The 24940-nt window shown below is 74.0% G+C and carries 26 protein-coding genes and 1 pseudogene; 12 read left to right on the top strand and 15 right to left on the bottom strand.

Annotated elements, in window-relative coordinates:
- Positions 1–11: 11 nt before the first annotated feature.
- The 6 genes and pseudogenes from ACIF8T_RS22930 to ACIF8T_RS22905 form a co-directional block, all read right to left on the bottom strand.
- Positions 12–1178 (bottom strand): alpha/beta hydrolase family protein, encoded by a 1167-nt coding sequence (locus ACIF8T_RS22930; protein WP_400037856.1) that lies wholly within the window; start codon positions 1176–1178, stop codon positions 12–14.
- A 162-nt stretch (positions 1179–1340) separates the two neighbouring features.
- Positions 1341–1505 (bottom strand): annotated as a pseudogene (locus ACIF8T_RS22925) (DUF6596 domain-containing protein); the annotation flags it as partial.
- 236 nt (positions 1506–1741) lie between these two features.
- On the bottom strand, positions 1742–1969 hold the full coding sequence (locus ACIF8T_RS22920; protein ID WP_400037854.1) for a hypothetical protein: 228 nt from the start codon (positions 1967–1969) through the stop codon (positions 1742–1744).
- 436 nt (positions 1970–2405) lie between these two features.
- The gene (locus tag ACIF8T_RS22915; protein ID WP_400037853.1) at positions 2406–3605 is read right to left on the bottom strand and encodes an MFS transporter; all 1200 of its coding nucleotides are present in this window, start codon (positions 3603–3605) and stop codon (positions 2406–2408) included.
- Between the two features lie 253 nt (positions 3606–3858).
- Positions 3859–4629: a sulfite exporter TauE/SafE family protein gene (locus ACIF8T_RS22910; protein ID WP_400037851.1), complete on the bottom strand. Its 771-nt coding sequence runs from the start codon at positions 4627–4629 to the stop codon at positions 3859–3861.
- Between the two features lie 646 nt (positions 4630–5275).
- Complete coding sequence (locus tag ACIF8T_RS22905; RefSeq protein WP_400037849.1) at positions 5276–5554, bottom strand: hypothetical protein; 279 nt, start codon at positions 5552–5554, stop codon at positions 5276–5278.
- Between the two features lie 387 nt (positions 5555–5941).
- Between ACIF8T_RS22905 and ACIF8T_RS22900 the strand changes: the two genes are divergently transcribed.
- Positions 5942–7003 (top strand): hypothetical protein, encoded by a 1062-nt coding sequence (locus ACIF8T_RS22900; RefSeq protein WP_400037847.1) that lies wholly within the window; start codon positions 5942–5944, stop codon positions 7001–7003.
- Between the two features lie 68 nt (positions 7004–7071).
- Complete coding sequence (locus ACIF8T_RS22895) at positions 7072–7428, top strand: hypothetical protein (protein WP_400037845.1); 357 nt, start codon at positions 7072–7074, stop codon at positions 7426–7428.
- Between the two features lie 554 nt (positions 7429–7982).
- On the opposite strand, the gene ACIF8T_RS22890 is transcribed toward ACIF8T_RS22895, so the two are convergent.
- A complete protein-coding gene (locus ACIF8T_RS22890; protein ID WP_400037843.1) occupies positions 7983–9725 on the bottom strand; it encodes a VanW family protein in 1743 nt (580 codons plus the stop codon).
- 533 nt (positions 9726–10258) lie between these two features.
- Here ACIF8T_RS22890 and ACIF8T_RS22885 point away from each other — a divergent pair.
- The 4 genes from ACIF8T_RS22885 to ACIF8T_RS22870 all read left to right on the top strand — a co-directional run bounded on the left by ACIF8T_RS22885 (position 10259) and on the right by ACIF8T_RS22870 (position 13882).
- Positions 10259–11164, top strand: coding sequence for a universal stress protein (locus ACIF8T_RS22885; protein ID WP_400037841.1), 906 nt, complete (start codon positions 10259–10261; stop codon positions 11162–11164).
- Positions 11165–11197: 33 nt separating this feature from the next.
- Positions 11198–12220 (top strand): zinc-dependent alcohol dehydrogenase, encoded by a 1023-nt coding sequence (locus tag ACIF8T_RS22880; protein ID WP_400037839.1) that lies wholly within the window; start codon positions 11198–11200, stop codon positions 12218–12220.
- 363 nt (positions 12221–12583) lie between these two features.
- Positions 12584–13201: a lipoprotein gene (locus ACIF8T_RS22875; protein ID WP_400037837.1), complete on the top strand. Its 618-nt coding sequence runs from the start codon at positions 12584–12586 to the stop codon at positions 13199–13201.
- 234 nt (positions 13202–13435) lie between these two features.
- Positions 13436–13882 carry a hypothetical protein gene (locus ACIF8T_RS22870; RefSeq protein WP_400037835.1) on the top strand — a complete coding sequence of 149 codons (447 nt, stop codon included), beginning with the start codon at positions 13436–13438 and terminating at the stop codon, positions 13880–13882.
- 888 nt (positions 13883–14770) lie between these two features.
- Here the strand turns inward: ACIF8T_RS22870 and ACIF8T_RS22865 are convergent.
- Positions 14771–15193: an ATP-binding protein gene (locus ACIF8T_RS22865; RefSeq protein WP_400037833.1), complete on the bottom strand. Its 423-nt coding sequence runs from the start codon at positions 15191–15193 to the stop codon at positions 14771–14773.
- Between the two features lie 333 nt (positions 15194–15526).
- Here ACIF8T_RS22865 and ACIF8T_RS22860 point away from each other — a divergent pair, with 333 nt between their 5' ends.
- On the top strand, positions 15527–15703 hold the full coding sequence (locus ACIF8T_RS22860) for a hypothetical protein (RefSeq protein ID WP_400037831.1): 177 nt from the start codon (positions 15527–15529) through the stop codon (positions 15701–15703).
- 87 nt (positions 15704–15790) lie between these two features.
- Here ACIF8T_RS22860 and ACIF8T_RS22855 read toward each other — a convergent pair whose 3' ends face one another.
- The gene (locus ACIF8T_RS22855; protein WP_400037829.1) at positions 15791–16669 is read right to left on the bottom strand and encodes a hypothetical protein; all 879 of its coding nucleotides are present in this window, start codon (positions 16667–16669) and stop codon (positions 15791–15793) included.
- A gap of 350 nt (positions 16670–17019) precedes the next feature.
- On the opposite strand from ACIF8T_RS22855, the gene ACIF8T_RS22850 reads away from it, so the two are divergent.
- The gene (locus tag ACIF8T_RS22850) at positions 17020–18198 is read left to right on the top strand and encodes a spore photoproduct lyase family protein (RefSeq protein ID WP_400037828.1); all 1179 of its coding nucleotides are present in this window, start codon (positions 17020–17022) and stop codon (positions 18196–18198) included.
- Between the two features lie 85 nt (positions 18199–18283).
- Here ACIF8T_RS22850 and ACIF8T_RS22845 read toward each other — a convergent pair whose 3' ends face one another.
- From ACIF8T_RS22845 to rpmG, 6 genes are all read right to left on the bottom strand, one after another.
- Positions 18284–18544 carry a GlsB/YeaQ/YmgE family stress response membrane protein gene (locus ACIF8T_RS22845; RefSeq protein WP_400037826.1) on the bottom strand — a complete coding sequence of 87 codons (261 nt, stop codon included), beginning with the start codon at positions 18542–18544 and terminating at the stop codon, positions 18284–18286.
- Positions 18545–18688: 144 nt separating this feature from the next.
- The gene (locus ACIF8T_RS22840; protein WP_400037824.1) at positions 18689–19024 is read right to left on the bottom strand and encodes a DUF3140 domain-containing protein; all 336 of its coding nucleotides are present in this window, start codon (positions 19022–19024) and stop codon (positions 18689–18691) included.
- 7 nt (positions 19025–19031) lie between these two features.
- On the bottom strand, positions 19032–19259 hold the full coding sequence (locus tag ACIF8T_RS22835) for a DUF2945 domain-containing protein (RefSeq protein WP_400037822.1): 228 nt from the start codon (positions 19257–19259) through the stop codon (positions 19032–19034).
- A 207-nt stretch (positions 19260–19466) separates the two neighbouring features.
- On the bottom strand, positions 19467–19589 hold the full coding sequence (ykgO, locus tag ACIF8T_RS22830) for a type B 50S ribosomal protein L36 (protein ID WP_365833344.1): 123 nt from the start codon (positions 19587–19589) through the stop codon (positions 19467–19469).
- A gap of 35 nt (positions 19590–19624) precedes the next feature.
- Positions 19625–19885, bottom strand: a complete 261-nt coding sequence (locus ACIF8T_RS22825; protein WP_400037820.1) for a type B 50S ribosomal protein L31 — start codon at positions 19883–19885, stop codon at positions 19625–19627.
- Between the two features lie 55 nt (positions 19886–19940).
- Positions 19941–20105, bottom strand: coding sequence for a 50S ribosomal protein L33 (rpmG, locus tag ACIF8T_RS22820; protein WP_400037818.1), 165 nt, complete (start codon positions 20103–20105; stop codon positions 19941–19943).
- A gap of 217 nt (positions 20106–20322) precedes the next feature.
- On the opposite strand from rpmG, the gene ACIF8T_RS22815 reads away from it, so the two are divergent.
- The 4 genes from ACIF8T_RS22815 (at position 20323) to ACIF8T_RS22800 (ending at position 24940) form a co-directional block, all read left to right on the top strand.
- Positions 20323–21288: a YihY/virulence factor BrkB family protein gene (locus tag ACIF8T_RS22815; protein WP_400037816.1), complete on the top strand. Its 966-nt coding sequence runs from the start codon at positions 20323–20325 to the stop codon at positions 21286–21288.
- Positions 21289–22156: 868 nt separating this feature from the next.
- A complete protein-coding gene (locus ACIF8T_RS22810) occupies positions 22157–23359 on the top strand; it encodes a glycoside hydrolase family 64 protein (RefSeq protein WP_400037814.1) in 1203 nt (400 codons plus the stop codon).
- A 79-nt stretch (positions 23360–23438) separates the two neighbouring features.
- The gene (locus ACIF8T_RS22805) at positions 23439–23939 is read left to right on the top strand and encodes a GNAT family N-acetyltransferase (protein WP_400037812.1); all 501 of its coding nucleotides are present in this window, start codon (positions 23439–23441) and stop codon (positions 23937–23939) included.
- Between the two features lie 143 nt (positions 23940–24082).
- Positions 24083–24940 (top strand): MBL fold metallo-hydrolase, encoded by an 858-nt coding sequence (locus tag ACIF8T_RS22800; RefSeq protein ID WP_400037811.1) that lies wholly within the window; start codon positions 24083–24085, stop codon positions 24938–24940.

Here is a 24940-nt window from a genome sequence, read left to right as displayed (position 1 = left end):
ACTCCGCCTGGTCACCCCTCCTGGTGGAAGACCACCTCCGGGTGCTCGGGGGCCGGCCCGTCCAGCAGCTTCCGGTCCACGCCCTTCAGGTGCAGGTCGAAGAACGCCGTCACGTACGCGCGGGTGATCTCCTGCGACCGCTTGCCCGACAAGGGCTCCTCCGGCGGCAGGAGACCGAGTTGGTCACCGAGGACGGGCACGTCCGTGAACGTGAAGTGTCCCGCGCCGGTGACGTCGATCCAGCGCTTCCAGCCGTCCAGGAGCGGCCAGTCGCGTGTCCAGGAGCGGTCCCCGTCGCCGGTGCCCAGCATCATGAAGGGGCGCCCGCCCAGGCCCTCGGCCGGGACCGGCTCCATGAAGGAACCATCCATGTTGGCCCCGGCGCGGACCCGCTGGTCACCCGCCATGGTCGTCGCGGCGGAGGCGCCGCCGATGGAGTGGCCGGCCATGCCGATCCTCGCCGGGTCGATCATGCGGGCGTGCCGCCAGGCGGGGTGCCGGTGGGTGAGCAGCCGGTCGAGGAGGAAGGACACGTCCTCGGCCCGGCCCCTGGGCACCACGCCGTACCCGCCGGGGGAGATCTTCTCGCAGGCGACGCAGTTCAGCAGGCGCCCACCGGGGAAGGCCGTGCCGACCGACTCGTAGGCGTGGTCGACGGCGGCGACCACGTACCCCTGGCTGGCCAGCTCCTCGGCGAGCAGGGTCAGGGTGGAGCGGTTGACGGTGAACCCGGGCGACAGCACCACCAGCGGGAACCTGCCGCGTGCGGGCGCGGCGGCGGGGCGGGCGTGGGTGCGGGTGCCGCTGAGCGCCCCGGCGGACACCACCTCGGTCAGTTCCCGGTCCTCGATGAAGGCCTGGGCCTCGGCGGCGGTCATGTACGGGGCCGTCCGGCCGCCACCGGGCCGTGCCGGGTAGTACATCGACACCATCAGCTCACGCGCCCCGGCCTCCGGCACCCAGGGGTCGGGGCGGCTCCTGTCGACGAGGTGCAAGGTGTCACGGCCCACCGCGAACGCCCCGGTGGGAGGCGGCAGTTCGAGGCGTACGCGAGCGGTCTCGGCGGCCGGCGACACCGCCGCGGGCGCGGGCGGTGCGGCCTGGGCCACGCCGGTGCCGAGGAGGGCGAGGGACAGACCGAGTAAAGCGGCGGCTGCGCCGCGAGGCAGATGATCCATACGGGTGAGGCTAGGCAGCGGGCCCCGCCCGGGGCGTCAGCCCACGGCCTGAACGGCGTCCGCCCCCGGTTGTATGCCGGCCTCAGCCCGTGGACGGACACGCGGCCTTTCGCCTCCCTGCGGGCCGCGGGCCCGATCGGCAGGAGTCCCGTACGGCGGCAACCACCGGCCGCGGTCCTGCCCGGCGAGCGGCACCGGGCCGCCGTCGGGCGCGGTCCGGACAGCGCGCAGGGTGGGGTGGAGCAGGGCGAGGGCGAGCGGCCCGGCCACCTCGGGGCGGTCTGTGCGGGCCGTGGACCGCCAGGCGAGCCGTCTCGCGGCTCCGGCTCCGGGCACGGGGCACCTCGGTGAACGTCCCGTACGTCCCGGCCTGCTCGAAGTCGGGGACTCCGCCGGCACGGCCGGACCGTGGCCGAGGCCGGCGCCCCTGGCCGGTGTGCCGGCCGGCGATGACCGATCCCGCCGGGGCTTCCCGTACCGCGCCTGCTCACGCCCGTGGACGTGGTGGGGGGTCGCCACCTGCGGTGCGGGCGGCGACCCCCGGCCGTACTCCGTCGAACCGGTCAGGCCACCACGACGACTACGACGACGGTGTTGTCGATGCCGCCGGGGAGGTGGCAGTTCTCGTTCTGCCAGCCGTGGCGATCACACCAGTCACTGCCGACCTGGGTCGGAAGGACGGCCGGGGTGGCTGCCGAGGCCGTACCTGCTGCGCCGATCGTGGCACCGCCGGCCATCAGGACTCCGACGGCGGACGCCGCGAGAAGACGCCTGGCGCGTTGTGCATTCATGATCTGACTTCCTTCCATCCCTCGTGCGTCGTCGATGCACGAGACGATGGCCGCGTCCGCGCGGGAGACCTGCGGCGCGGTCGTGTGCGTTGTCGCCCGAACACGTGGACAGGGTCTCGCCGGTCGGCGGGCCGGTCCGCAGCGCGACTCTCACCCATAAAGGCTAGGCCCCCCTCGGGGATGCCGCCTCTCCGGGCCCGCGCGGGGGACCCGGCCCGGACGCGCCGGTCATGGAGCCGGGCCGGCAACGACCGCGGTGGCCTCGGGAGGCACCCGACGGCGGCGGTATCCCGTTCCGGTCGGTGAGCAAGCGGCTCCTCGGCGCCGGCTTGCCGTAATCGGTCCGGTCCCGTCGGCGGTCCCCTTTCGCGGCCGGCGCCGGGGCAGGGACCGGCTCCCTCGGCCGAAGCGCCGGTGCGCGGCCGGCCGCCGACCATCAGGAGGCGCCCGGCCGGACCGCGGCGGGGGCGGCGTTGCCGAAGGCGCGCATGGCGAGGGCGCCGGCCAGGGGGCCGGGCGCCAGGAGGAGGAAGGCGTGACGCCAGCCGATGGCGTCGGCCAGGAGGGGGGTCAGCTGGATGGTGACGACGGTGAGGGCGAATCCGATCGCGGTCTGACCGGTGAGAGCCGTCCCGATGTAGCGGTGGTCGGCGACCTCGCTCAGCGACGTCGAGAACACTCCCGAGTCCGCGATCACGGCGGCGCCCCACAGGGTGCAGAAGGCGAGCAGGAGCAGCGGCGGGGCGTGGAAGAGGAGGGGGGAGAGAAGGCAGCACAGGCCGCTGACACACAGCGCGGCCAGGGCGGCGGGTGGGCGGCCGAAGCGGTCCGCGGCCCAGCCGCCGAGCAGGCAACCGGCTGCTCCGCCGAGGCCCATGGTGAGGAACACCGTGACCTCCACCGAGCCCGGGAGCGCTCTTGCGGTGTCGGTTGCCAGCAGGAAGGAGGGGATCCACGTCCACAGGGCGTAGAGCTCCCACATGTGCCCGAAGTAGCCGAGGTTGGCCAGCCGCGGCCCGCGTTCGGTGAACATGGTCAGCGCGTACCGGGGATTGCGGGCGGGTGCGGCCGGCGCTGCGTGGGGGCCGGGCCGGACGAAGAGCAGTGCGACGACGGAACCCGTGAGTCCGGCCGCCGCCGCGGCGAGAAGCACGTGGCGCCAGGGCAGTGAGCCCACGCCGGCGATGAGGTGGGGGAGCGTGGAGCCGAGGGTGAGGGCGGCGATGAGGACGCCCATGGTCCTGCCCCGTCCGGCGCTGCCGGACCAGGACGCCATGAGTTTCATGCCGGTGGGGTAGACGCCGGCCAGGAACAGGCCGGTCAGGAAGCGCAGCGGGACGGCGACGGCCGGCCGGTCGGCGACCAGGGCCAGCACCACGGTGCAGGCGGCGGCTGCCGCGGCGCTGGCGGCGAGCAGGCGCTGCGGCGGCACCCGGTCGGCCAGGTTCAGGGTGGCCGAGGTCACGGCCCCGGCGACGAAGCCGAACTGCACGGAGGCGGTCAGCCATACCGCGCCGCCCGCCGTGAGCCCCCAGTCGTCCCGCAGGCCGGGGACCACCGCCGACATGGAGAACCACACGGCGAGGCCGAGTACCTGCACGGCAGCGATCGCTCCGCGTTGTACGCCGACGTTCACGAATGTTCCTCCTGTGACCACCGAGTTCTTGTGCTCCTGACCTCGCGCCCTGGGGCCGGAGGCCGGCCCGTGGTGCCCCGTGGCCTCCGGCCCGGCGCCGTCCCGGAGCGCGCGCAGCCGCCCGGGCCGAGGTGCCGCCGGTGCCCGGCCGGCCGTACCCACGGGATCGCCGCGGCCCACCGCGGCGCCGTCCCGGCCCGCGCCGGGTGGGGGCGGCGTCGGCCGGTCATCGCGTCGCGTGCCCGTACGGGCTTCAGCGCAGCAACTGGACGATGGCGCACACGCCGACGACGACGATGAAGACGCGGAGCGCCGTCGGAGGCAGCCGGCGCCCGATCCTCGCGCCGAGTTGCCCGCCGATCGCGGAGCCCACGGCGATGAGGAGGACGGCGGTCCAGTCGAAGTCGGCGACGAAGAGGAAGAAGAGTGCCGCGATGCTGTTCACGATCGCCGCGAGGACGTTCTTCACGGCGTTGAGACGCTGGAGCGTGTCGTCGAGCAGCATGCCCATCAGGGAGAGGTAGATGATTCCCTGGGCCGCCGTGAAGTAGCCGCCGTACACGCTGGCGAGCAGGAGGCCGCCGAAGAGGACCGGGCCGCCGTCGGTCCTCGTAGCGGTTCCGGCGCGGGTGCGGCGGCGCTGGACGGCCGCGGAGAGGCGCGGCTGGAGCACGACGAGGACCAGTGCGAGCGCCACGAGGACGGGGACGATCGTCTCGAAGGCGGTCTCCGGGAGCATGAGCAGCAGCACCGCTCCGGCCAGCCCGCCGATCGCGGCGGCGACCCCCAGCCGCAGCACCAGTGAGCGCTGGCCCTTGAGCTCTTTCCGGTAGCCGATGGCGCCGCTGACGGAGCCGGGGATCAGACCCAGGGCGTTGGACACGGTCGCCGTCACCGGTGGCAGTCCCGTGGCGAGGAGCACCGGGAAGGTGATCAGCGTCCCCGAGCCGACGATGGTGTTGATGGTGCCGGCACTCACACCGGCGACGAAGACCGCCAGTGACTCCCAGATGGTCAACGCCATCTCCTTTGCATTCGGTAGAGGCCTCCCCGCCTTGGAGGTCGAGGGACCCATCGATCATGCACGAGGCGGCTCCGGGCCGGTGGAAGGGGGGTGCCCCGGGCTCGCGAGGACGCGGAAAGGGCCGGTTCGCCCCGCTCGGCGGGCGGTGACGCGGAGGGCCGTTGTTCCGTGACCCCGTGATCACGCGGCAGGGTGGTTCAGGAGGGGATCGTCGCCCCTGGGGCTCGCCACGCACGACGTCGTCACCCTCGCCACCGCCTGAGGGCGCCTGGAGGGAAGCCGCCGCTCGGACCTGCCGGCGACGGGACGAGGCGGGTGTCACGGCACTGCCCGACCAGGCCGGCTGCTCCCGCTCCGGAGGGTGCCGGGTCCGGGCGGCGGCCCGGGGCGGACAGCGGTGACGCCGGGGGCGGAGGCGGCGGGATCCCCGTGCGGGCGGCGGCTGCTCCGCTGTGCGGGCGCGCGGCGTGGGCGGGTGGCCGGTGTTCCGCGGGTGCGGAAGGGGTTCAGGCCCCGGTGGGGCCTGTGCGCCGGGGGCGCAGGTGCGCCGGGACCCGCTGGCGAGCCCCGGCGCGGTGGGACCGGTTGCAAGGATCAAAAAGTGAGCACGGTGTGCACATGTCGCCTGGTGACCGTTGAGCCGATGTCAATCACGCGGTGGTCGGCCGTCGAGCGGGGCGCCGAGCACGGTGGCGACCCGGGCCTGCGCCTCGGCGATGTACTTCTGGCTGGCTGCCTTGAATTCCTCGCTGGACGCCCGTTCCTGCACGTAGGCCTCCATGCCCTCACGGATCAGGGCGTTGGCGGTCGTGGACATCACCGCCGCCATGGCCTGGATGCGGTCCAGGAGGTGTCCTGGGAAACGGACCGAGACAACGACCTGGCGGTCCCTGTCGTCACCTGGCTTCTTGGCATCGTTCGACACGCGTGTTCCCTTCGTCTCGCCGGGGACTGACGCCCCGTCCGTACCAGGGATCGGTACACGCCACTCCCGGTTCGGATGCCGACGCCCGAGCCCCAGCACCCTCGCTGACTGAACATCCCTGAGACTACGGCACTACGTGAAGTCTTGTAGTGACTACCCGATGTGTGTTGTGTCGCATGTCGACTACCGGTCACTAGCTGTGCAAGTTCTGGTGTGTCCTTCGACACTTCCGAAAATACGGCGTGTCGAGTGCGCGATGTAGCCGCACGTGAAATCCTCCAACTGGACTACAGGCTTCCCTCCTTCGGGGGATGGCTGCGCAGCGCACACGACCGCGTACGCCCCGCGCATGCGGGTCGACCACGACACCTATATAGAGGAGTCCTCGTGCACGAGCTTCCCGACGCCCTCAGCAACGGCCCCCAGGCGCCCCTCGGTGCCGGCGGCGTCACGGCCCACGTCTGCGACACCACGCTGCGCATGCTCGGCACCTTCGGCCGCGAGAAGATCTACGGCCAGGACATGGGGGAGGAGCTCAGCCAGGACGAACGGGACGCCAAGGTCTTCGCCCTCCTCGGCCAGCGATACATTCCCCCCGGCTTCGCCACCCAGGACGCCTACTGGGCGGCGCGGGCCGACGCCTGCCGGCGCCGCCTCGCCGAAGCCGTCCAGGAGGCCGTGACCGGCATCAAGAACGAGAGCGGCCGCACGCCCACGGTGCTGGGCGCCGACGGCACCCCCCGGGAACGCGAGGCCGAGTTCCGCGCCCTGGTACGCGCCGAACAGCCCGTCGTCTCCGTCTCGTTCACCGGCTCGCCCAGGCGCTGGCTGGCGACGGGCGACCCGCAGGCGACGTCGGTCTCGGTCACCACGTTCATTCCCGGCCGTCCCCTCTACGCCGCCGAGGTGACCACGGACACCGCCCTGCTGTCGGACTGTTCCGGATCCTGGCGGCTGAGCCGCGACGACGGCTGGCTCGCCATGACCGGCGAGCCCACGGTCGCCGACGAGGACCCCAACTACGTCGTCCTGCCGCACGCGATGATGGACAGCGCCTCCCGCATGCGCCGCCACTACCGCGAACCGCTCTTCCCCTTCGACACCAGCTCCGCGGTCGCCCAGGCCGTCCTCGGCGGCGCCGTCCCGGTGGCCTTCCACCTGACCGAGCCGGTGCTCAACTCCGCGGTCATCCCGGTCGCCATCGGCCACGGCATGATCGTCATGTTCCTCGACAGCGGCGAACTCCTCGAAAAGCCCTGGGCCGCCAGCCGTCACATGTACAAGGCGGTCATCGGCGAAACCTCCTTCGGCGACTTCATCATCGCCCGCAACCTGCTCGCCGCCCGCCGCATCCGCCGCATCCTCCTCGACGAGATCCTCGTCGAGGACCCCGACCCCCTGGCCCCGTTCGGCGACCTCGACGACGACTTCGACCTCGACGACGTGTGAACCCTTTCGCCCTCACGCGCCTCCCCGCCCAGCCGTTGTGCGCCGACCCCACCCTCAAGGACAGAACAGTGAACGACACATCCCTCACCCTGATCAGCAACGACGGGAACAACGGCGAACAGCCGCCCGGCAGCAACTGGTTCCGGATCCTCCCGCCCAAGGAGGTCCGCAGCCGCTGGGCCCGCAAGCTGAAGAGCCTGCGCCGCCCCACCGGGAGCCTCGCCCTGCCGGCGATCGCCACCACGGCGGGCCTCCACTTCACCGGCACCATCGGCTCCGGCGACAGCCTCATGGCCTTCGGCCTGACCAGCCTCGTCGTCGGATACGACTCCGTCGTCGCCGTCACCCGTACCCGGCGCGAGACGGCCGGCCACAGCGCCGACGGCCGGAAGACGACGACCGCCTCCGCGCGCCGGGCCGCCTGATCCTCCGGCGTGAACGTTTCGTGCGGACGGGCCGCCGGACGCACGTCGTCGACGGGTGCTGTCGCCCGGGACCGCACCGCCGACCGGCCGTGACCTGCCCGGCCGCGCCCGCCGGTGCGGTCCCGGGCGGGCGGCCGGCCGTGCGGAGCGCTCGGCTCTGCGGATTCCCGTGCCGGGCGGGGAAGGTGTGAGCTGCCCGGCCGCGGGTAGACGGCGCTCGACTGGGGAGTGAAGCGCGAGGGCGGCGCGTACCTGCGAAGAGTACGCGCCGCCCTCGCGTGCGCTCCGATGCCGGAGGAAACCGGCTCGGGCCCGTCGGCGCGGGGGCCGCTGCGGCACTCCGGCGAACGGCCGGCGGCGGTGCCGGAACGCTCCTCGTCCGTCCAGCGGTGGCGGAGAGGCCACGGGGCGGGGCCCCCGGTCACGCACCGGAGGGCCCTGCGGCCACGCCGGGCAGCGTCCGCGCCGCTCCGTCCGGGGCCCGCCGGCCGGGGGAGGCCGAGCGGGCGAGGTCCGGGACGCCGCCGCGCCGGGCGGGCCGACGGGCCGCCTCCTCAGGGCCGGGACCCGCTCGGCACCTCTTCGCAGGTGATCTCGTCACGCGGGGTGTAGCGCGTGCGGAACGGCTCCCGCTTCACTTCCCGGCCGCCGTCGTGAAAGACCCGCTCCACGGTGACGTCGAAGCCTTCGAGCGGGGTCTGCGGCACGCACTTCTCGTCGGTGCTCACCTTCTTCGCCGGCTGCTGCACGTTGGTGCGCGGCCCCTTGACCGACGTGATCTCGTCGTACTTCTTCGTGCCGAGGAAGGTGACGGTGACCGAGGTGTCGGTGGACTCGGCCTGGATGTAGACCGCCTTGCCGGAGTCGTTGGTGAACCTCAGGTCCAGACTTCCCCAGGCGACCGTCGCCTCGCGGCCCTCGGGGTAGCGCTCGATGTAGAAGGAGTGGGCGCCGTACTCGACGGGCTTGACGCCCGCGAAGAACATCGCGTTGAAGACGGTCGTGGCCACCGCGGAGACACCGCCGCCGGGCGCCTTGGTGTACTGGTCGTCGAGGATCATGATGCCCTCGACGAAGCCGTTGGCCTCGGTGCGCTCGCCGACGGTCCGGTTGAAGCTCCAGGTCTCGTCCGGCATGACGACGGAGCCGTTGATGAGTTCCACGGCCCGGCCGACGTTCGTCGTGCGGTAGGCGGCCGGTTCGAAGTTGACGGTGAAGGAGGACATCTTCTCCGTCAGCCCCAGGCGTGCCGCGTTCTCACGGGTGACCTCCGGCTGGATCTGCTCCGTGGCCACCGTGCCGGTGCGGGCGGCGCCCGACCTGGTGAGCAGGGGCAGGACGGCCTTGCTCAGGGCCTTGTCGGTGACCTTCACACCGGTTTCGGCGTCGGCGGCGACCACGACCTTGTCGCCCTCGAGCCCCAGCCGGGCGTTCCGGGGTGTGGTGGGGAGGCCGTTCAGGGCGCCGGTCACCGCGGGGGCGGCGCGCAGGCCCTTGCTGTCGAGTTCCGGTGTGAGTCCGCCGGTGTCGTCCGGCCGCATCGTCAGGTGCTCGCCCAGCACGGCCGGGGTGATCGTGAACCGCTTGCCGCCCGCGGTGAGCGTGACCGGTGCCGACATCGCCGGCTGCGCGAACTCGCGCACCGCCCGCCGCACCTCCTCCGCCGTGACTCCCGGCTTGGTCTCGCGTGCGGGCAGCACCGTGACCGAGTCGGCATCGCCGCGCAGGAAGGGACCGCGCAGGGCGCCGATCGCGTTGTTCACGTCCAGCGCGTACCCGGTGCGCGGGGCGACCTGCTCGACACGGCCTTCGGTGAAGGAGACGGCGCCGTCGCGGACCTTCTGGTCGAGCGTCCTCGCCAGCTTCCCGGCGGCGGCCCGGGCCTTGTCCTCGTCGATCCGCACGACCGGTTCGAGCTCACCGCCCGAGCGGAACAGCCCGCCGATCACGCTGACCGGATCGGCGCCGGTGGACGCCGCCCGGTCAAGGGTCTCCCCGATGTCGAAGGAGAGCCCAGCCTGCCGCGGATCGACCGCATCCGTACGGTCGCCGACCCGCACGGCCAGCTTTCGCGGGCCGGCCGCCACCAGGTGCCGCTCCAGCTTCCGGGTGGCTTCCTCGCGGGTCAGGCCGCCGATGTCCACGCCGCGCACCGTCGTACCCGTCTCGATCTCACCGCCGGTGAGCAGCAGCCCGGCGAGGTACAGGCCGCCTATGCCGACGGTCAGCGCACCGCCCGCCAAGGCGACGGGCGGGAGGGAGGCTATGCGGGGGACGGAGGGGACTCGGGGGAGCATGGGTCTCCTGAACGATCGATGTAGCGCGCACCCGATGCCGCGGCACTGCGTGCGAGAGCAGTCGGTCAAGCTACACGCAACCGGGCGCTAAAAGGTATATCCCAGGTCACGTCCGACGTTCCGGAATCTTCCCCGAGATCTGTCCGTCCGGCCCCCGGAACCGGTCAGGCCCCGAGGCACCGGCGCTCGCCCCGTGCGGCTGCCGGAGCCCCCGGCGACGGGCCGAAGCCCGGGCACGTGGACGGCCGGCCTGCCCGACGGCGGCCGGACCGCCGGGACAGCCGTCCGCAGTCGTTGCGGTCGATCTTCAGGCAGCGGGTCCTGTCGTCGGGACTGTGGCCGCGCAGGCCGCGCAGGCCGTGGAGGCGACCGCCGCCGGGGTGACGCAGCGGCTGTGTCGAACACCACCGGCGCGGTGGGCCCGCCGCGCCGATGGGGCCGGTCGGTCCCTGCCGGGGACCAGCGGCCCCTGCCCCGGGAACGCGCCGGACGGGAGGCTGGAACCAGATCACCCGATGCAGGAGGAGGGCACCATGGCCCGCACGATCACCGTAGGACTCGACGGCTCCGCCGAGAGCCGGGCCGCCGCCGAGTGGGCGGCCCGTGAGGCGAAGCTGCGCGACCTGCCGGTCAGGCTGGTCCACGTGTGGCAGCCCGTGCCGGAGCCGATGGCGCAGGCCCCGCTCCTGGGCGCGGAGACGCAGCAGCACTGGACCGAGCGGATCCCCCGCGAGGCCGCGGAGGGCCTGCGCCTGCGCCACCCCGGAGTCGAGGTGAGGACCGAGCAGCACGCCGGCACGCCCTCCGACGTCCTCGTGGAAGCGGCGCGTGACGCGGAACTGCTGGTTCTCGGGTCCCGTGCGCTGAGCGGACTGGGCGGTTTCCTGGTCGGTTCCGTCGGCCAGTCCGTGGTCGCCCGCACCGAGGTGCCCGTGGTCCTGGTGCGGGCCGGTGAGCAGGCCGCCGACGAACACGTCGCGGACCCGACCGGCGTCCCGTCCGCCGCGACCGCGTTCCGGCCCGTGGTCCTGGGCCTGGACACCGGCAGTCCCGACGACACCGTCATCACCTTCGCCTTCCAGGAGGCGCAGCGCCGCGGGAGCGCCCTGTACGCGGTCCAGGGCTGGAACCTGCCGGCGTACTACGCGTACAGCCTGGCCGCCGGAGTCGACACCACCGACGCGCTCGCCCGGCAGCAGGCCGCCGAACTCACCGACACCCTGGACCCCTGGCGGCAGAAGTACCCGGACGTCGAGGTCGTCGAGGTCTCCCGCCTCGGCAGCCCCGCCGGCCTCCTGGTCGACGCCTCCCGCGACGCCTCCCTCGTCGTCGTGGGCCGGCGCGTCCGCCGCAGTCCGTTCGGTGTGCACATCGGTTCCGTGGCACACGCGGTGCTGCACCACGCCACCGCCCCCGTCGCCGTCGTCGCCCACGGCTGACGCGCCCCACCACGAACGAGAAGCGAGGACATCATGAAGGCAGCGGTCGTACGGGAATTCGGCAGGCCCCTGGTCATCGAGGAGCGCCCCGATCCCGAGCCCGGCCCCGGGCAGGTCCGCGTCCGCGTCGAGGCGTCCGGGCTGTGCCACACCGACATCCACGCCGCGCACGGGGACTGGCCCGTCAAGCCCACCCCGCCGTTCGTGCCCGGTCACGAGGGTGTCGGCCTCGTCGAGAAGCTCGGCGAGGGCGTCACCCATCTCACCGTCGGTCAACGGGTCGCCGTGCCGTGGCTCGGCAGCGCGTGCGGGCGGTGCGAGCACTGCCTGTCCGGCTGGGAGACGCTCTGCGAGAGCCAGGTCAACACCGGCTACGGCTGCGACGGCGGGTACGCCGAGAAGATGCTGGCCCGGGCCGACTTCGCCCAGCCCGTGCCCGAGGGTGTCAGCGCCGTCGACGCCGCTCCGCTGACCTGCGCGGGCGTCACCACGTACAAGGCCCTGAAGGTCGCCGGTGTCCGGCCCGCCCAGCTCGTCGCCGTCTCCGGTGTGGGCGGACTCGGCCACCTGGCGGTGCAGTACGCGAAGATCGCCGGTGCCACCGTCGCCGCCGTCGACGTCACCGACGACAAGCTCGAACTGGCCCGGGAGCTCGGCGCGGACATCCTCATCGACGCCCGCACCCAGGACGTCGGCGCGGAGCTGAGGCGGCACGGCGGAGCCCACGCGGCCCTGGCCCTCGCCGTGAACCCGGCCGCCTTCGAAGCCGTCAACTCCGGGCTGCGGCGCGGCGGCAAGCTGGTGATGGTGGCGCTGCCGGCGCACGGCACCCTCCAGGTCCCCATCTTCGACACCGTCCTCAACGGCACCTCGGTGATCGGCTCCATCGTCGGCACCCGCCAGGACCTCGCCGAGGTCTTCCGGCTCCACGCGGCCGGCCGTACCCGGGTCATCCAGGAGACCCGCCCGCTCACCGCCGTCAACGAATCCATCGACGAGGTCCTGCGCGGTCAGGTCAAGGCCCGCATCGTCTTCGACCTCGGCGCGGAGGACTGAGGATGGCGCGCCCGCCCCGGCGACCGCGCCCCCGAGCGCGTGGCGCGGCTGCCGCCGGCGACCAGCGGGGCGGCGGGACGCCCACTGCGACGCTCGCCCTCGACGGCGGGCGGTTCCCGAACGACGCGTGCGCGCCGGTGGATGCCGTCGGGCACGGGGCACCGGGGGGAGCGGCCGGCCATCCTGCGCCGCGCGTACTCCCGGTGCGCCGCCGGGCGCGCTCGGTGGAGGGGCTTCCCGTGGCCGTGTCCCGGCCCGGTTCGTGGGCCGCGCCGGAGGGCCGGCCGGTCGGCGGGCGGGCGCGGCGGCGAGGGGGCGGTGCGGTAGCGTGCGCTGTTCGATCGAGCGCAGGGTGGGGGCTTCGTGGAGCGGTACTGGGCGGTGGGCGCGGTCGTGTCCGGGCTGGTGCTCGTGGGGTGTTCGCCGGAGCAGGAGGCCACGGGCCGGGCGGCGTCACCGGAGGCGGCCGCGTCGCAGCCCGTCGCGTCGCCCGGCAAGGGCGAGCCGCTCGGGGGCGCGGGTACGCCGTGTGCGCTGCCCGTGTCGTTCGAGACCGCGCAGGACTGGACCGCGGAAGAGGTGGACACTTCGGATCCGGAGTTCGTCCTGAAGCAGGGTTCCGTGACCCTCGTCTGCGAGGTGGACGCGAAGCCCGCGGGTCACGTCGGGTTCCTCCGGGTGTGGACCGGCACCGGCAAGGGGGGAACCGCGCGCTCGGCGCTGGAGTCGTTCGTGGACGCCGAGCGGGACGCGGGCGAGAAGCGCTACCGGGAGACGGAGGCGGGCGGAGCGCCGGCGGCGGAGGTCACGTACACGGTCGACGGGGAGTGGACCGACGGTCCCAAGGACGAGCGTGCCTTCGCCGTCATGACACCGCGCGGTCCCGTGGTCGTCCACCTGGGCGGGCTGGATTCCGCGGAGCACCGGGCGATGCTCCCGGCGTACGAGCAGGCGAAGCGGACGCTGGTCCTCAACTCCTGAGCGCCGCCAGCAGTGTTGGCGGTGCAGGCCCGCCGGGTCGGGGACGCGCACGGCTCGGTCCGAGCGTGGGATGCGTGCGATGATGCGCGACGGCGAGCGACTTGTCCGCCGGGACCGGGGCGGACCGGGCACGCCCGTCGTGCTGCCGCACGGTCCGGCCGGTCACCCGGGGGAGCGGGACGCGGCGGCCGGGCGTCCGGGTCCCGGGGGCGGAGCCGGGAGACGGAGGGTGCGGTGGGGACGGTCCTGAAGGGAATGAACCGCGTTCCGTGGCATGAGCTGACGCACGCGTACGGATCCGCGCAAAGGGTTCCGGGCCTGCTGTCCCGAGTGGCGTGGGGGGACGTTCGGACAAGCACCGACGCGTTGGGTGATCTCGGCCTGTGGCTCGGTGAGCTGGCCGTTTTCGACGCGACGGTCGCGGCGGTTCCGTTCCTGTGGGACCTGGCGGTGGCCCCGGCCGTCACCTGCCGGCCCGGAGTGATCGAACTGCTCCAGGCGATTCTCGAACACGGCGCCGCGCAGCACGAGGTGCAGTACGCGGCGCACCGCGCCGTGCTGAGCGGCGAGAGGACGGTCACCCTGCTGACCGGTGACGAGGATCCGGCGGTGCGGGCGGCGGCGAGCGAACTGGCGGCGGCCATCGACGGTCATGTCTGTGACTCCTGCCGCCCGGCCTGACGGCGGGTTCCTCGTCCCTCGGCTCCGGGAGCACCCCGGCCGGCGAGGAGTCCGCGATCCCTACGGAGCGGGATCGCCCGCCGGGCTGCTCTCCGTATCCGTAGATGAGAGCGGTACGTGTTCCGGACGCTCGCGGCGTCGTGGCGGTCCAGCGGGCGGGGGGGGGGGGGGGGGGGGGGGGGCGGGGCGCCCCCCCCCCCCCCCCCCCCCCCCCCCCCCCCCCGCTTCCCACCACCACGACGACCCGGGTGGATCCGCCACCCGCCCGGCACCCCGTGGAGCCCGGCCGACCACCTCCGCCGCACGTGGGACGGGGTGCTCCGCGCAGCTCCTCTGCCCCGGGACCGGGCGGACATGCCTGCGCCCCGCCGGAGTTCTCCCGCCCGTGCGGACCGCGGGCACGGCGGACGACGGCGGCAGGCCCGGGAACGCCCGCGGCACGTGATGCGTCCCCGCGGGAGATATTCCGGAAAGGGATGTGACGAACGAGGCGACGGCGCGGGCGGTCGCGCGGACCCGGAGCCGCGTCCCGGCTCCGGAGCCGGAGCGTGACCGCCGTGCCGCCGTGCCGCCGCCGGGCGTGCCCCGGACGTGAGGGCGGAGGAGCCGGTGCCGCGGCGCCCGTGTGTTCCCGGGGCCTGCCGGCGGCCCGCTCCGCGCCCGCCGTGTCCTGACGCGCCGCCCGCGAGGGCGTCTGCGCGGCCGCTCACCCGGACGCCTCGGGCGGCGCCGGGCCGCCACGTCCGCGGAGAGCGCCGGGGCACGGGCCGGGTCCAGCGGGCGACGACCTCCGGGGCGTGTGCGGCGGAGGTGCCGCGTGCCGCCCCGCCCGGCCCGCTCAGCCCCGCCGGCGGCGCCGCGTGCACGTCCGCCCGTCGGGTGTTCGGCTCAACGCCGTTCCTCGGCCGCGGCGGGCGCGCGGAAGCAGGCGATGACGGTCTTGCCGTGCGGGCAGGGCCGGGACTCCCACGTGTCGGCCAGCGCGTCGACGAGGAACATGCCGCGCCCGCCGACGCGCTCCGTGCTGGGCGCCCGCGGCGCGGGCAGGTCGGTGGAGGCGTCGTGGACCGCGATGTGCAGGCAGCGGTTGTCCCACGCCATGATGAGCTGCGCGCTGCTGTGGGCGTGGGTGTGGGCGTTGGTGACCAGCTCCGAGACCGTCAGCAGCACGGCGTCCACGGCCTCCGGGGCGGTGGTGGTCCAGCCCAGCGACTCCAGGTGCTCGCGCGCCCAGTCCCGTGCCGCCTTGACCTCGCTGTCGATCGGCAGGGAGCGGGCCCAGCCCACTGCGCGCAGTGATGATCGTTCCACGGTGTTCCTTTCGGTTCCGGCTCGCGGTTGTGTGCATCTACCCTCCGGCGGCCGGGTGACGCCGCGGGCCCGGGGAATCGGGCCGTGCTTCACCCGTCCGTGTCTGCCGCGCGGGCACGGCGTGCGGCCGCCGCGTTCGCGCGGCCCGGCCGCACGGGGACGAGGGGAGCGGACGCCGGGGCGACTCCGTCCCGGTGCCGGTGCCCTCCGGCCCGGCGGTCCGCGGGGGAGGGGTCAACGGCCTTGTGCGCACGGGGCGTTCATCGGCCGGTCGGGGGCATGCGGATGGCGCGGGACCCCGCACCACCCGACCCGACCGAGAGGAGTCACACCGTGCTGGCCATCGTCTCCGCGGTTCTGTTCTTCATCGCCTTCCTGATCAATGCGGCGGACATCTCGACCAACGACACCTTCACCTCGACGAACTTCATGCTCGTCGGGCTCGCGCTCCTGGCGCTGCACGTGGCGGGCATCGGCAGCGGCTGGTCGGCGCGCGGCCGCCGTCGGTGAGGTCCCGGTCGGGACGGGACCGGCGGTACGGGCCCGGGACGCCGTCGCGGCGTCGACCGGGCCGTTCCGCGCCGGGCGGCGGACCGGTCAGCCGCGGGTCCCGCCCTGCTCCGTCGCCTTCCCGGTCATGTCGGCCACCTGCCGTGCCGGGGGCGCCTCGGCGTCGACCTCCGTGCCGAAGTCGGTGAAGTCCACGACCGTGCGCACCGTCACCCGCCGAGCGGACGGCGAGGCGCCGGCGGAGGCCCGGTCCGAGGGGCTGGGGGCGGCGCGGAGCGTCATGTCGGTCTGCTGCCGGCGGATGCGGCCCTGCTCGTCGAGCCACACCTCCATCGGCAGGGTCGGGCCGACCTGCCGGCGCAGGGCGGCCCCGTCCGGGAGGTCGGCGACGTCGACGGCGACCCGGTAGTGCGTGGTCTCGACGCCGTCGATCGTGGCCGTCCCCTTCCTGGTCACGTCCTTGTCGCTGATCGCCTTGGCGTACGCCGCCGACCGGGCCGGGTCGCTCACGGACCCGGCACCGGCCCCCTGCCCGGCGGCGGCCTTCCGCAGGTCGATCCTGATCCACGGCCTGCCGTCCGGCGCCTGCCCCCGCGGCACCCTCTGGTACAGCACCTGGTCGACCACCCGCTGCTCGATCCGCTGCCCCTGCGCGGTCACCGTCATGACGCTGTCCCCGTCGCCCAGGTCGACGGCGCCCTGCCCGTTCGCGGCGACCGTCCGGCCCCCGGCGGTGGTCCGCACCCGCAGCGTGATCCGGGCCGTGTCCTCCTCGGCCGTCCTGTCGTAGGCGGACCGCACCGCCCGCGTGCCCTGCTCCCGGGCGCCGGAGCTCCCGGTGGCCGAGGACGCCTGCGCATGCCCGGCCGCGTCCCCGCCGTTCCCGCAGCCGGTCAGCGCGGTCCCCGCCAGCACGCCGGCGACGGTCAACGCGCCCACCGTCCTGCCCCTGCCTGCCCTGCCCATGGGTGCACTCCTCTCCTCACCTGCGACGCACCATCGGCTCGCAGCCGGCTCCCGGCCGGCTCACAGACGTACGACCGGTCCGATGGGTCCCGGTCCGGTGCGGCAAGTTCCCTTTTGCGGCACCAACACACCTGCTGGAGAAGGGAGTTGGGAAGTGAGGCACCGGCGTTCCGCTGGTCCCGGTGACCCCCGAGGGCCCCGCGCGGCGGCGGCCCCGGCGGCGGGGCGGGCCCGGACCGCCACGCGTCCGGTGCGCATACAGTGGAACGACTGGGTCCGCTTCGCCGGCGGATCACGACCACCGGTCCGGCCGTACGGTCCGCGGCCTCCTCACCCCTCGCGGAGCGCTCATGTCCCACCCGTCCACCGGCTCGGACGACGGCTCCGGCACCCTCTTCGGCCTGGACGCGCTCACCCCCGGGGCGACCGCCCCGGCGCGGGGCGGGGCCGCCGGGCCCGCCGACCCCGAAGCCCGCCGTCTGCTGCCGGTGCGCGAGATCTACGCGGAGCCCGCCGCCGCCGTGTCGCCGCGCGGCCGGCAGGTCATCGCGCGCTTCCCCGGCGCCCGGCTCGTCGAGGTCGACTCGCACTGGCGGATCCCCGGGCTGCACGGCAACGAGGGCAACGTCGACCGCTGGGTCCGCGTCAAGGGCGAGACGCTCGTGCTGGGCGAGAAGAAGTCCCTGACCACCCGCCCCAACGGCCGGTCGGCGGACTGGATCGCCCCGAGCCCCTCCAACGGCTGCGCCATGGCCTGCGCCTACTGCTACGTGCCGCGCCGCAAGGGGTACGCCAACCCGATCACCGTCTTCACCAACATCGACCGGATCATCGCCCACCTGGGCCGGCACGTCGCCCGGCAGGGACCCAAGCCCGAGCCGAACCAGTGCGACCCCGAGGCGTGGGTGTACGACATCGGGGAGAACGGCGACTGCTCGGTCGACGCGCTGATCTGCGACAACACCGCCGACCTGGTGCACGCCTTCCGGGAGTGGCCCACCGCGAAGGCGTCCTTCGCCACCAAGTTCGTCAACCGCGGCCTGCTCGCCCTCGACCCGCGCGGCCGTACGCGCATCAGGTTCTCCCTGATGCCCGGGGACGACTCCCGGCTGCTGGACATCCGCACCTCGCCCGTCGCCGACCGCGTCGCCGCGGCGGCCGACTTCCTCGACGCCGGGTACGAGGTCCAGTTCAACCTCTCCCCGGTCGTCGTCCGCCCGGGCTGGCGGGAGGCGTGGGCGGAGCTGCTCACGCACCTCGACGACGTGCTGCCGCAGCGCGTCAAGCAGCAGGCCGCCGCCGAGGTGATCATGCTCACGCACAACCAGGACCTCCACGAGGTGAACCTGGGCTGGCACCCGCGTGCCGAGCAGGTGCTGTGGCGGCCCGACGTGCAGCAGGCCAAGCGCTCCCAGAACGGCGCCCTCAACGTCCGCTACCGCAACCAGGTCAAGGCCGAGGCGATCGGCGCCCTGCGCGAGCTGATCGCCGGACGCGCCCCCTGGCTGCGCGTCCGCTACGCGTTCTGACGGCCCGGCAGGGTGCCCCGGACGCACCGAGCCCCGTCGGCCGTGGCCGACGGGGCTGAAGGTGCGGGGGGTCGGTGAGGCGCCGTCAGGCGCGTCGTCGCGCCCACATCGGGGTGACGAGGGCGATGAGGGCGGCCGCGATGCCGATCTGGAAGATGTGACGGATCCAGTCGATGCCCCCGGTGTCACGGACACCGACGGCGGAGGCAAGCGCGTTTCCGGCCACGGCGCCGAGGATGCCGAGCAGGACGGTCATCCAGAGGGGGATGGGCTGGCGCCCGGGCAGGACGAGCTTCGCCAGCAGACCGATGATGAGACCCGCGATGATGGCCCAGAGAAACGACACAACGACTCCTTCCACTTTGGTATGCAACCGGCTTCCGGTTACCACTCCGAAGGCCGTCACATGCGTGCGTAGTCGTGCGGTTTCCCCGTTGTCGGGGCTGCAATCCGAAACGGGCACCGCGTTCCGCGACGGGGGAGCCGGGGCCTAGGAGTCCTGGAGCGGGTCGTGGCCCCAGTTCATCAGCGAGTGCCGCCAGCGCGAGTCGCGCACCTCGCCGGAGGGCCGTTGCGCCAGGTGACGGCGGATGTAGCCGACGACCTTGCGCATGTGCGCGTAGTCGTCCTCGGACAGGTCGTCCTTCTTCGTGCGCAGGAGGGCGACGATCCGGCGGCCCGAGGCGTGGCCCGTCGACTCGCCGCCGTCCTTGTGCTGTCCGGCGCTCCGGGACTCCTCGCTCTCCAGCCAGTCGTCGAGCGCGGACGGGGTCATGTTGACCAACGCGCGGAAGTCCTCCCACGTCTGCCGATCGTTCGCCGACACGCGGGCCTCACTTCTTCCTCAGGGCGGAGGGCTTGTGGACGGCGGTCCGCCCGGACTTGTCGCTGCGCACCTCGTACTGCGGGTCGTCGGGCGAGGCGTCCACCGTGCGCCCGGACGCCTCGGTCCGCTCGGTGATCTTCTTCTCGACCTCGCCGGTGGTCTCGCTGCCGTGGCTCTTCCAGGCGACCTTGTCGCCCTTCTCCATGTCCTTGCCGCTCTTGCCCTGCTTCGCCATGGGGTTCTCCTTCTCGGCCGGGGACGGCCGGCGCGCGGACACGACCCGCCGTCCACGGGCTCCGCCCGGCCGTCCGGCGGGGTGGTCGTCCCTCCACCCTGCGGACTGCCGGCCCGTCCCGCATCTCGGCCGGAGCCCGCACGCGCCGACGGGCCCGGCCCCTCCGGGGGGAGGGGCCGGGCCCGTCGGCGGGTCCTGTCCGGGCGCTCAGCCCTGGCGGGCCTTGAAACGGGGGTCCTTCTTGTTGACGACGAAGGTCACGCCCCGTCGGCGCACCACCTGGGCGCCGGGCCTGGCCTTGAGCGAGCGCAGGGACTTGCGCACCTTCATGGGGGTCCTCTCGTGGTGCCTGCGGCGGGCCGCGGTCAGCGGCGGGCCTGGGAGGCGCTGCCGTAGCGCCGTGCGAACCGCTCGACGCGGCCCGCGGTGTCCACGACCCGCGCGCTGCCGGTGTGGAACGGGTGACTCGCCGAGGAGATCTCGACGTCGATCACCGGGTAGGTGTTGCCGTCCTCCCAGGCGACCGTGTGCGGTGAGCCGGCGGTCGAGCGGGTGAGGAACGCGACGCCCGCGGCGCGGTCGCGGAAGACGACCGGGCGGGAGACGGGGTGGATGCCGGGCCTCATGGGATGTCCTTCCTGCCTCGCGGCGGCCCGCGCCTGGCCGCGCGGGCCGCCGGTCCTACCTCTCCTCGCGGAAGAGGACGTGCTCCCCGGCCACCGGGTCGTACTTGCGCAGGACCAGCCGGTCGGGGTCGTTGAGACGGTTCTTGCGCGTCACGTAGGTGACGCCGGTGCCGGCCGACGACTTCAGCCGGACGACGGGACGCGCGGTGCTGCGTGCCATGGAACTCTCCTCTCACCGACCGACACGGCCCTTCTTGATCGGTTCATGTCAGTCACGTGCGGTACAACAGCGGGGTGTGCCGGGGCATTCCCGCCAGGCCGGGACGTCCGCCCGCGGTGCGCCGGGGTTGCGCGGGGAACACCAGGGCAGACGGATCGCGACCACGCGGCGACCGCCGGGCCGGCGGGACCGAGGCACAACGAGGAGCGTCCGCATCATGGGAACCGTCGTCCACGTCCCCCAGACCAGGGACATGATCGGGGAGGAGCTCTCCGGCGACGAGGCGCTCGCCGCCCTGCGGCACTACGGGCGCCTGCAACTGGCCACCGACTCCTTCGCGCGGTTCCGGTACGCGGACGGCTTCACCAACGCCCGGGCGCTCGCCTTCCAGGTGGTGCTCGGCCTCGTGCCGTTCACCGTGGCCCTGGTGGGCCTGGCCACCTCCACGCACACCGAGGGCGTCGGCCGGATCATCGAGGGCACCCTCGGCCGCATCGTGCCGGGCGCCAGCACCGAGGTCGTCGAGGAGGCCTTCGACGGCACCCGGCGCAGCGCCCAGGGCGACGTGTGGGGCACGCTCGCGCTCTGGCTCGGCCTGGCCTTCGCCCTGCTGAACCTGGCGTCCGCCATGGGGCAGGTCGAGCGGGGCGCGAACCGCATCTACGGCATCGAGCGCGACCGCCCGGCGCTGCGCAAGTACGGCCGCGCCCTGGCCCTCGCGGTCGCCGCCGGCCTGCCCATGGTGCTGGGCTTCGTCGTCCTCGTCGCGGGGGAGGCCGTCGGCGACGCGCTCTCCGACACCACCGGGGGACCGGGGGACGCCCCGGCGTGGTGGAACGCGCTGCAGGTGCCGGTCGGGCTGGCCCTGGCGTGGATCGCCTCGGCCGTGCTCTTCCGGTGGGCGCCCCGCCGGGTCCAGCCCGGCTACACCTGGCTGGCCTTCGGCTCCGCGGTCCACCTGCTGCTGTGGGTGGCGGCGACGGGGCTCCTCGCGCTGTACGTCGAGGGAAGCGGTGCCTTCGGCGCGCTGTACGGCCCGCTCACCGCCTTCGTCGCCCTGCTGCTGTGGGCGTACCTCACCGCGGTGGCCCTCTTCCTCGGCATCGCGTTCGCCGCCCAGCTGGAGGCGGCCCGGGCCGGCATCCACGACGCGGTCCGCCCGGACCCCGGACCGGGCTCCTGACCGGCCGCCCCCGCCCCGGGCGGACGCCCGGCTCCGTCGGACGGCCGCCCGCCCGGCAGGCGCGGCCCCGTGGCCGTACGGACCCTCGACCGTCGTGCGCCGCTGCGCGGCGGTCGGCCGGACGACGAAGTGCGCGGCTGCTGCGGTGGCGGCGACCGGGTACCGCGTCACCGCGTCTCTGATCTCCGCGAGTCTCTCGGCCCTCCGGTGCGCGGCGCCGGCGTACCGGCCGAGCAGGCCGCCGGCGACGAACGGCCCCCACCACGTTCACCGGCCGGGTCCGCCCCCGCCGCCGCTCGCCGCCGGACGGTGGGAAGGCCGCGGCCGGCCGCACCTCCAGGGCGGTGCGGTACGGGAGCCAGGGGATGCCAGGGGATGCCAGGGGGAGGAACCGGCTTCCCGCGGCCCGCCCGGGCCTCCTGCGGAACCGCCGGTCCGGGGCCAGGGCCCCCGGTGCCGCGGCGCGCCCGGAAGAACCGGACGGCGAGGTCCGCCGCGCACGCCGGACACGCCGACACCCGGCACCTGCCGGCCGTCCCGCACAGCGAGGCGGCGGCCTCCGGCTCCCGCCGGCCGGCCGACCGCACGGGAGCCGGCGCGGGCAACGGCGGAAGCGGACGCGGAGCCCGGGACGTACCGGGCGCGGACATGACGATGAGAGGCCCCCTGTGGGCGGAACAAGCGGAACGGCCCCCGGAAGACCACGGGGCCCGAACCCGATGCACCGGCCCCCGAGTCCCCCCACGGCCGTCGCCCGGCCTGGCGATCAGGGGCGCGCAACCGGAACCGTTGACAGGTCTGTACCAGAGAGGGAATCTGAGAGCGCTCTCATACTGCCCGACCCCCACAGTCAGAACGGAGGCAGAGCATGGGGCGCACTCTCCCGCGCCGGGCCCTGGCAGGGCTGACGACCGTCGTGATGCTGGCGGCCTTACTGCTCGCGACGGGTTTGACCTCGACCGCCCGGGCCGCGGTCCCCGCGACCATCCCCCTGAAGATCAGCAACAACTCGGGCCGCGGCGAGCCGGTGTACGTGTACGTCGTCGGCACGCTGCTGTCGACCGGCCAGCAGGGCTGGGCCGACGCCGGCGGCACCTTCCACCCCTGGCCCGCGGGCGGCAACCCCCCGACGCCCGCGCCCGACGCCTCCATACCGGGCCCGGCCGCCGGCCAGTCGGCGACCATCCGCATCCCCAAGCTGTCCGGCCGCATCTACTTCTCGTACGGGCAGAAGCTGGTCTTCAAGCTGACCACCGGCGGTCTGGTGCAGCCCGCCGTGCAGAACCCCAGCGACCCCAACCGCAACATCCTGTTCAACTGGGCCGAGTACACGCTGAACGACGCGGGGCTGTGGTTCAACAGCACCCAGGTCGACATGTTCTCCGTGCCGTACGCGGTGGGAGTCCAGCGCGCCGACGGCAGCACGGCCAGCACCGGCCGGCTCAAGCCGGGCGGGTACCGCGGGTTCTTCAACGCGCTGCGAGGACAGCCGGGCGGCTGGTCCAACCTGATCCAGACCCGCTCCGACGGCACCGTGCTGCGGGCGCTCTCCCCGCTGTACGGCCTGGAGACCGGCGCGCTCCCGGCCACGGCGATGGACGACTACATCAACCGCGTGTGGAGCAAGTACAGCACCTCCACCCTGACGGTGACCCCCTTCGCCGACCAGCCCTCGGTCAAGTACTACGGCCGCGTGAGCGGGGACGTCATGCACTTCACCAACAGCGCGGGCGCCGTGGTCACCAGCTTCCAGAAGCCCGACTCGGCCTCCGTGTTCGGCTGCTTCAAGAAGCTCGACGCGCCCAACGACTCGGTGCGCGGCCCGATCTCCCGCACGCTGTGCGCCGGGTTCAACCGGTCGACGCTCCTGGTCAACTCCCAGCAGCCCGACACCGGTTCGGCGTCCTTCTACCAGGACGCCGTGACCAACCACTACGCCCGCGGCATCCACGCCCAGATGGCCGACGGGAAGGCGTACGCCTTCGCCTTCGACGACGTCGGCCACCACGAGTCGCTCGTCCACGACGGCAACCCCGCGCAGGCCTACCTGACGCTCGACCCGCTGGACTGACGAGCCCCTTCCCGGGCCCTGCGGCCGGTCCCGGCCGCAGGACCTGCCCTTTCCCGGCGTCATGCCCGATGCTGGCCCCATGAGTGATCACCACGAGGTCGCCGTCGTGCGCTGGCCGGGTGCGGACCCGGCCGCGGCGGACGGACTGACCGGACTGCTGGCGGCCTACCACCTGCGGACGCAGGCCGAGAAGGGCGAGGCCGTGTCCGACGTGGCCGCGCTGCCGGACCGCTACCGGGCCGAGGTCCTGGACCCGCGCACCGCGTTCGCCGGGGACACCGTACTGGTCGCCCTGAGCGGCCGGAGCGCCGTCGGCTGCCTGGTGGTGACCGCCCCCGCCGGCGGGCGGTGCGAGGTCAAGCGGCTCTGGACGGACCCGGCGTTCCGGGGCCGGGGCATCGCCGCCGGCCTGGTCGGCGCCGCGCTCGCGCACGCCGCGCACAGCGGCGCCGACACGGTGCGGCTGACGGTGTGGCGCTGGCGGGCGGCCGCCATCGCCCTGTACGAGCGGCTCGGTTTCACCGTCGCCGAGTCCTGGGACGAGAGGGAGCGGCTGGTGTGCATGGAGCGCGCCGTGTGACCGGCCCGGCCGTCCCCGGACCGTCCGCCGCCGCGGCGGAGTGACCGTCCGGACGCGGGGTACTCCGTCCGCCGGAGGAGAACGACCACGCACACCACCGGCGCGACGGGGAACCCTCCGGCCCCGTCGAAGGGCGGGCGACCATGACCCCGATCACGGACGACTCCGCGGACGGCACGCTCGACATCCACTTCGTCGGCAACGCGACCGTCCTCCTGCGGTACGGCGGGCTCACCCTGCTCACCGACCCCAACTTCCTGCACCGCGGGCAGTACGCCTACCTCGGGTACGGGCTGCTGAGCCGGCGCCTGACCGAGCCCGCCCTCGACGTGCACGACCTGCCCCGCCTCGACGGGATCGTCCTGTCGCACCTGCACGGCGACCACTGGGACCGCCGGGCCCGCCGCCACCTGGACCACGCGGTGCCCCTCCTGACCACCCCGCACGCCGCGCGCCGCCTGAAGGTGGTGCACGGCTTCCGCCGCACCGCCGGGCTGCGCACCTGGCAGTCCCTCACCCTCGCGCGCGGCGGGTCACAGGTCTCGGTCACGGCCCTGCCCGGCCGGCACGCCGGCCACCGGGTGCTGCGCGGCCTGCTGCCGCCGGTGATGGGCAGCATGCTGGAGTTCGGTCCCGCCGGCGGCCCCGTCCACCTGCGGCTGTACGTCTCGGGCGACACCCTGCTGTACGACGGCCTCGACGAGATCACGCACCGTTTCCCGGCCGCCGACCTGGCCGTGCTCCACCTCGGCGGCACCCGGCTGCCCGGGGGCTTCGTCGTCACCATGGACGGCGTGCAGGGAGCGGAACTCGCCCGCCGGCTCGCGCCCCGGCTCGTCCTGCCCGTCCACTACGGCGACTACACGGTGATGCGCTCGCCGCTCTCCGCGTTCCTGGCCGAGGCCGACCGGCTCGGGCTCGGCGACCGCGTCGTGCGCTGCGGCCACGGCGAGCGGGCCCGCCTCACCCCGAGCCCCGGGTCGGCGCCCGTCGTCGGCTGA

This window comes from Streptomyces sp. NPDC085946 (assembly GCF_044540485.1).
In the GTDB taxonomy this organism is placed as follows: Bacteria; Actinomycetota; Actinomycetes; order Streptomycetales; family Streptomycetaceae; genus Streptomyces.
Note: the sequence above shows the minus strand (reverse complement) of the source record. Positions and strands in the feature narration are given on the sequence as shown.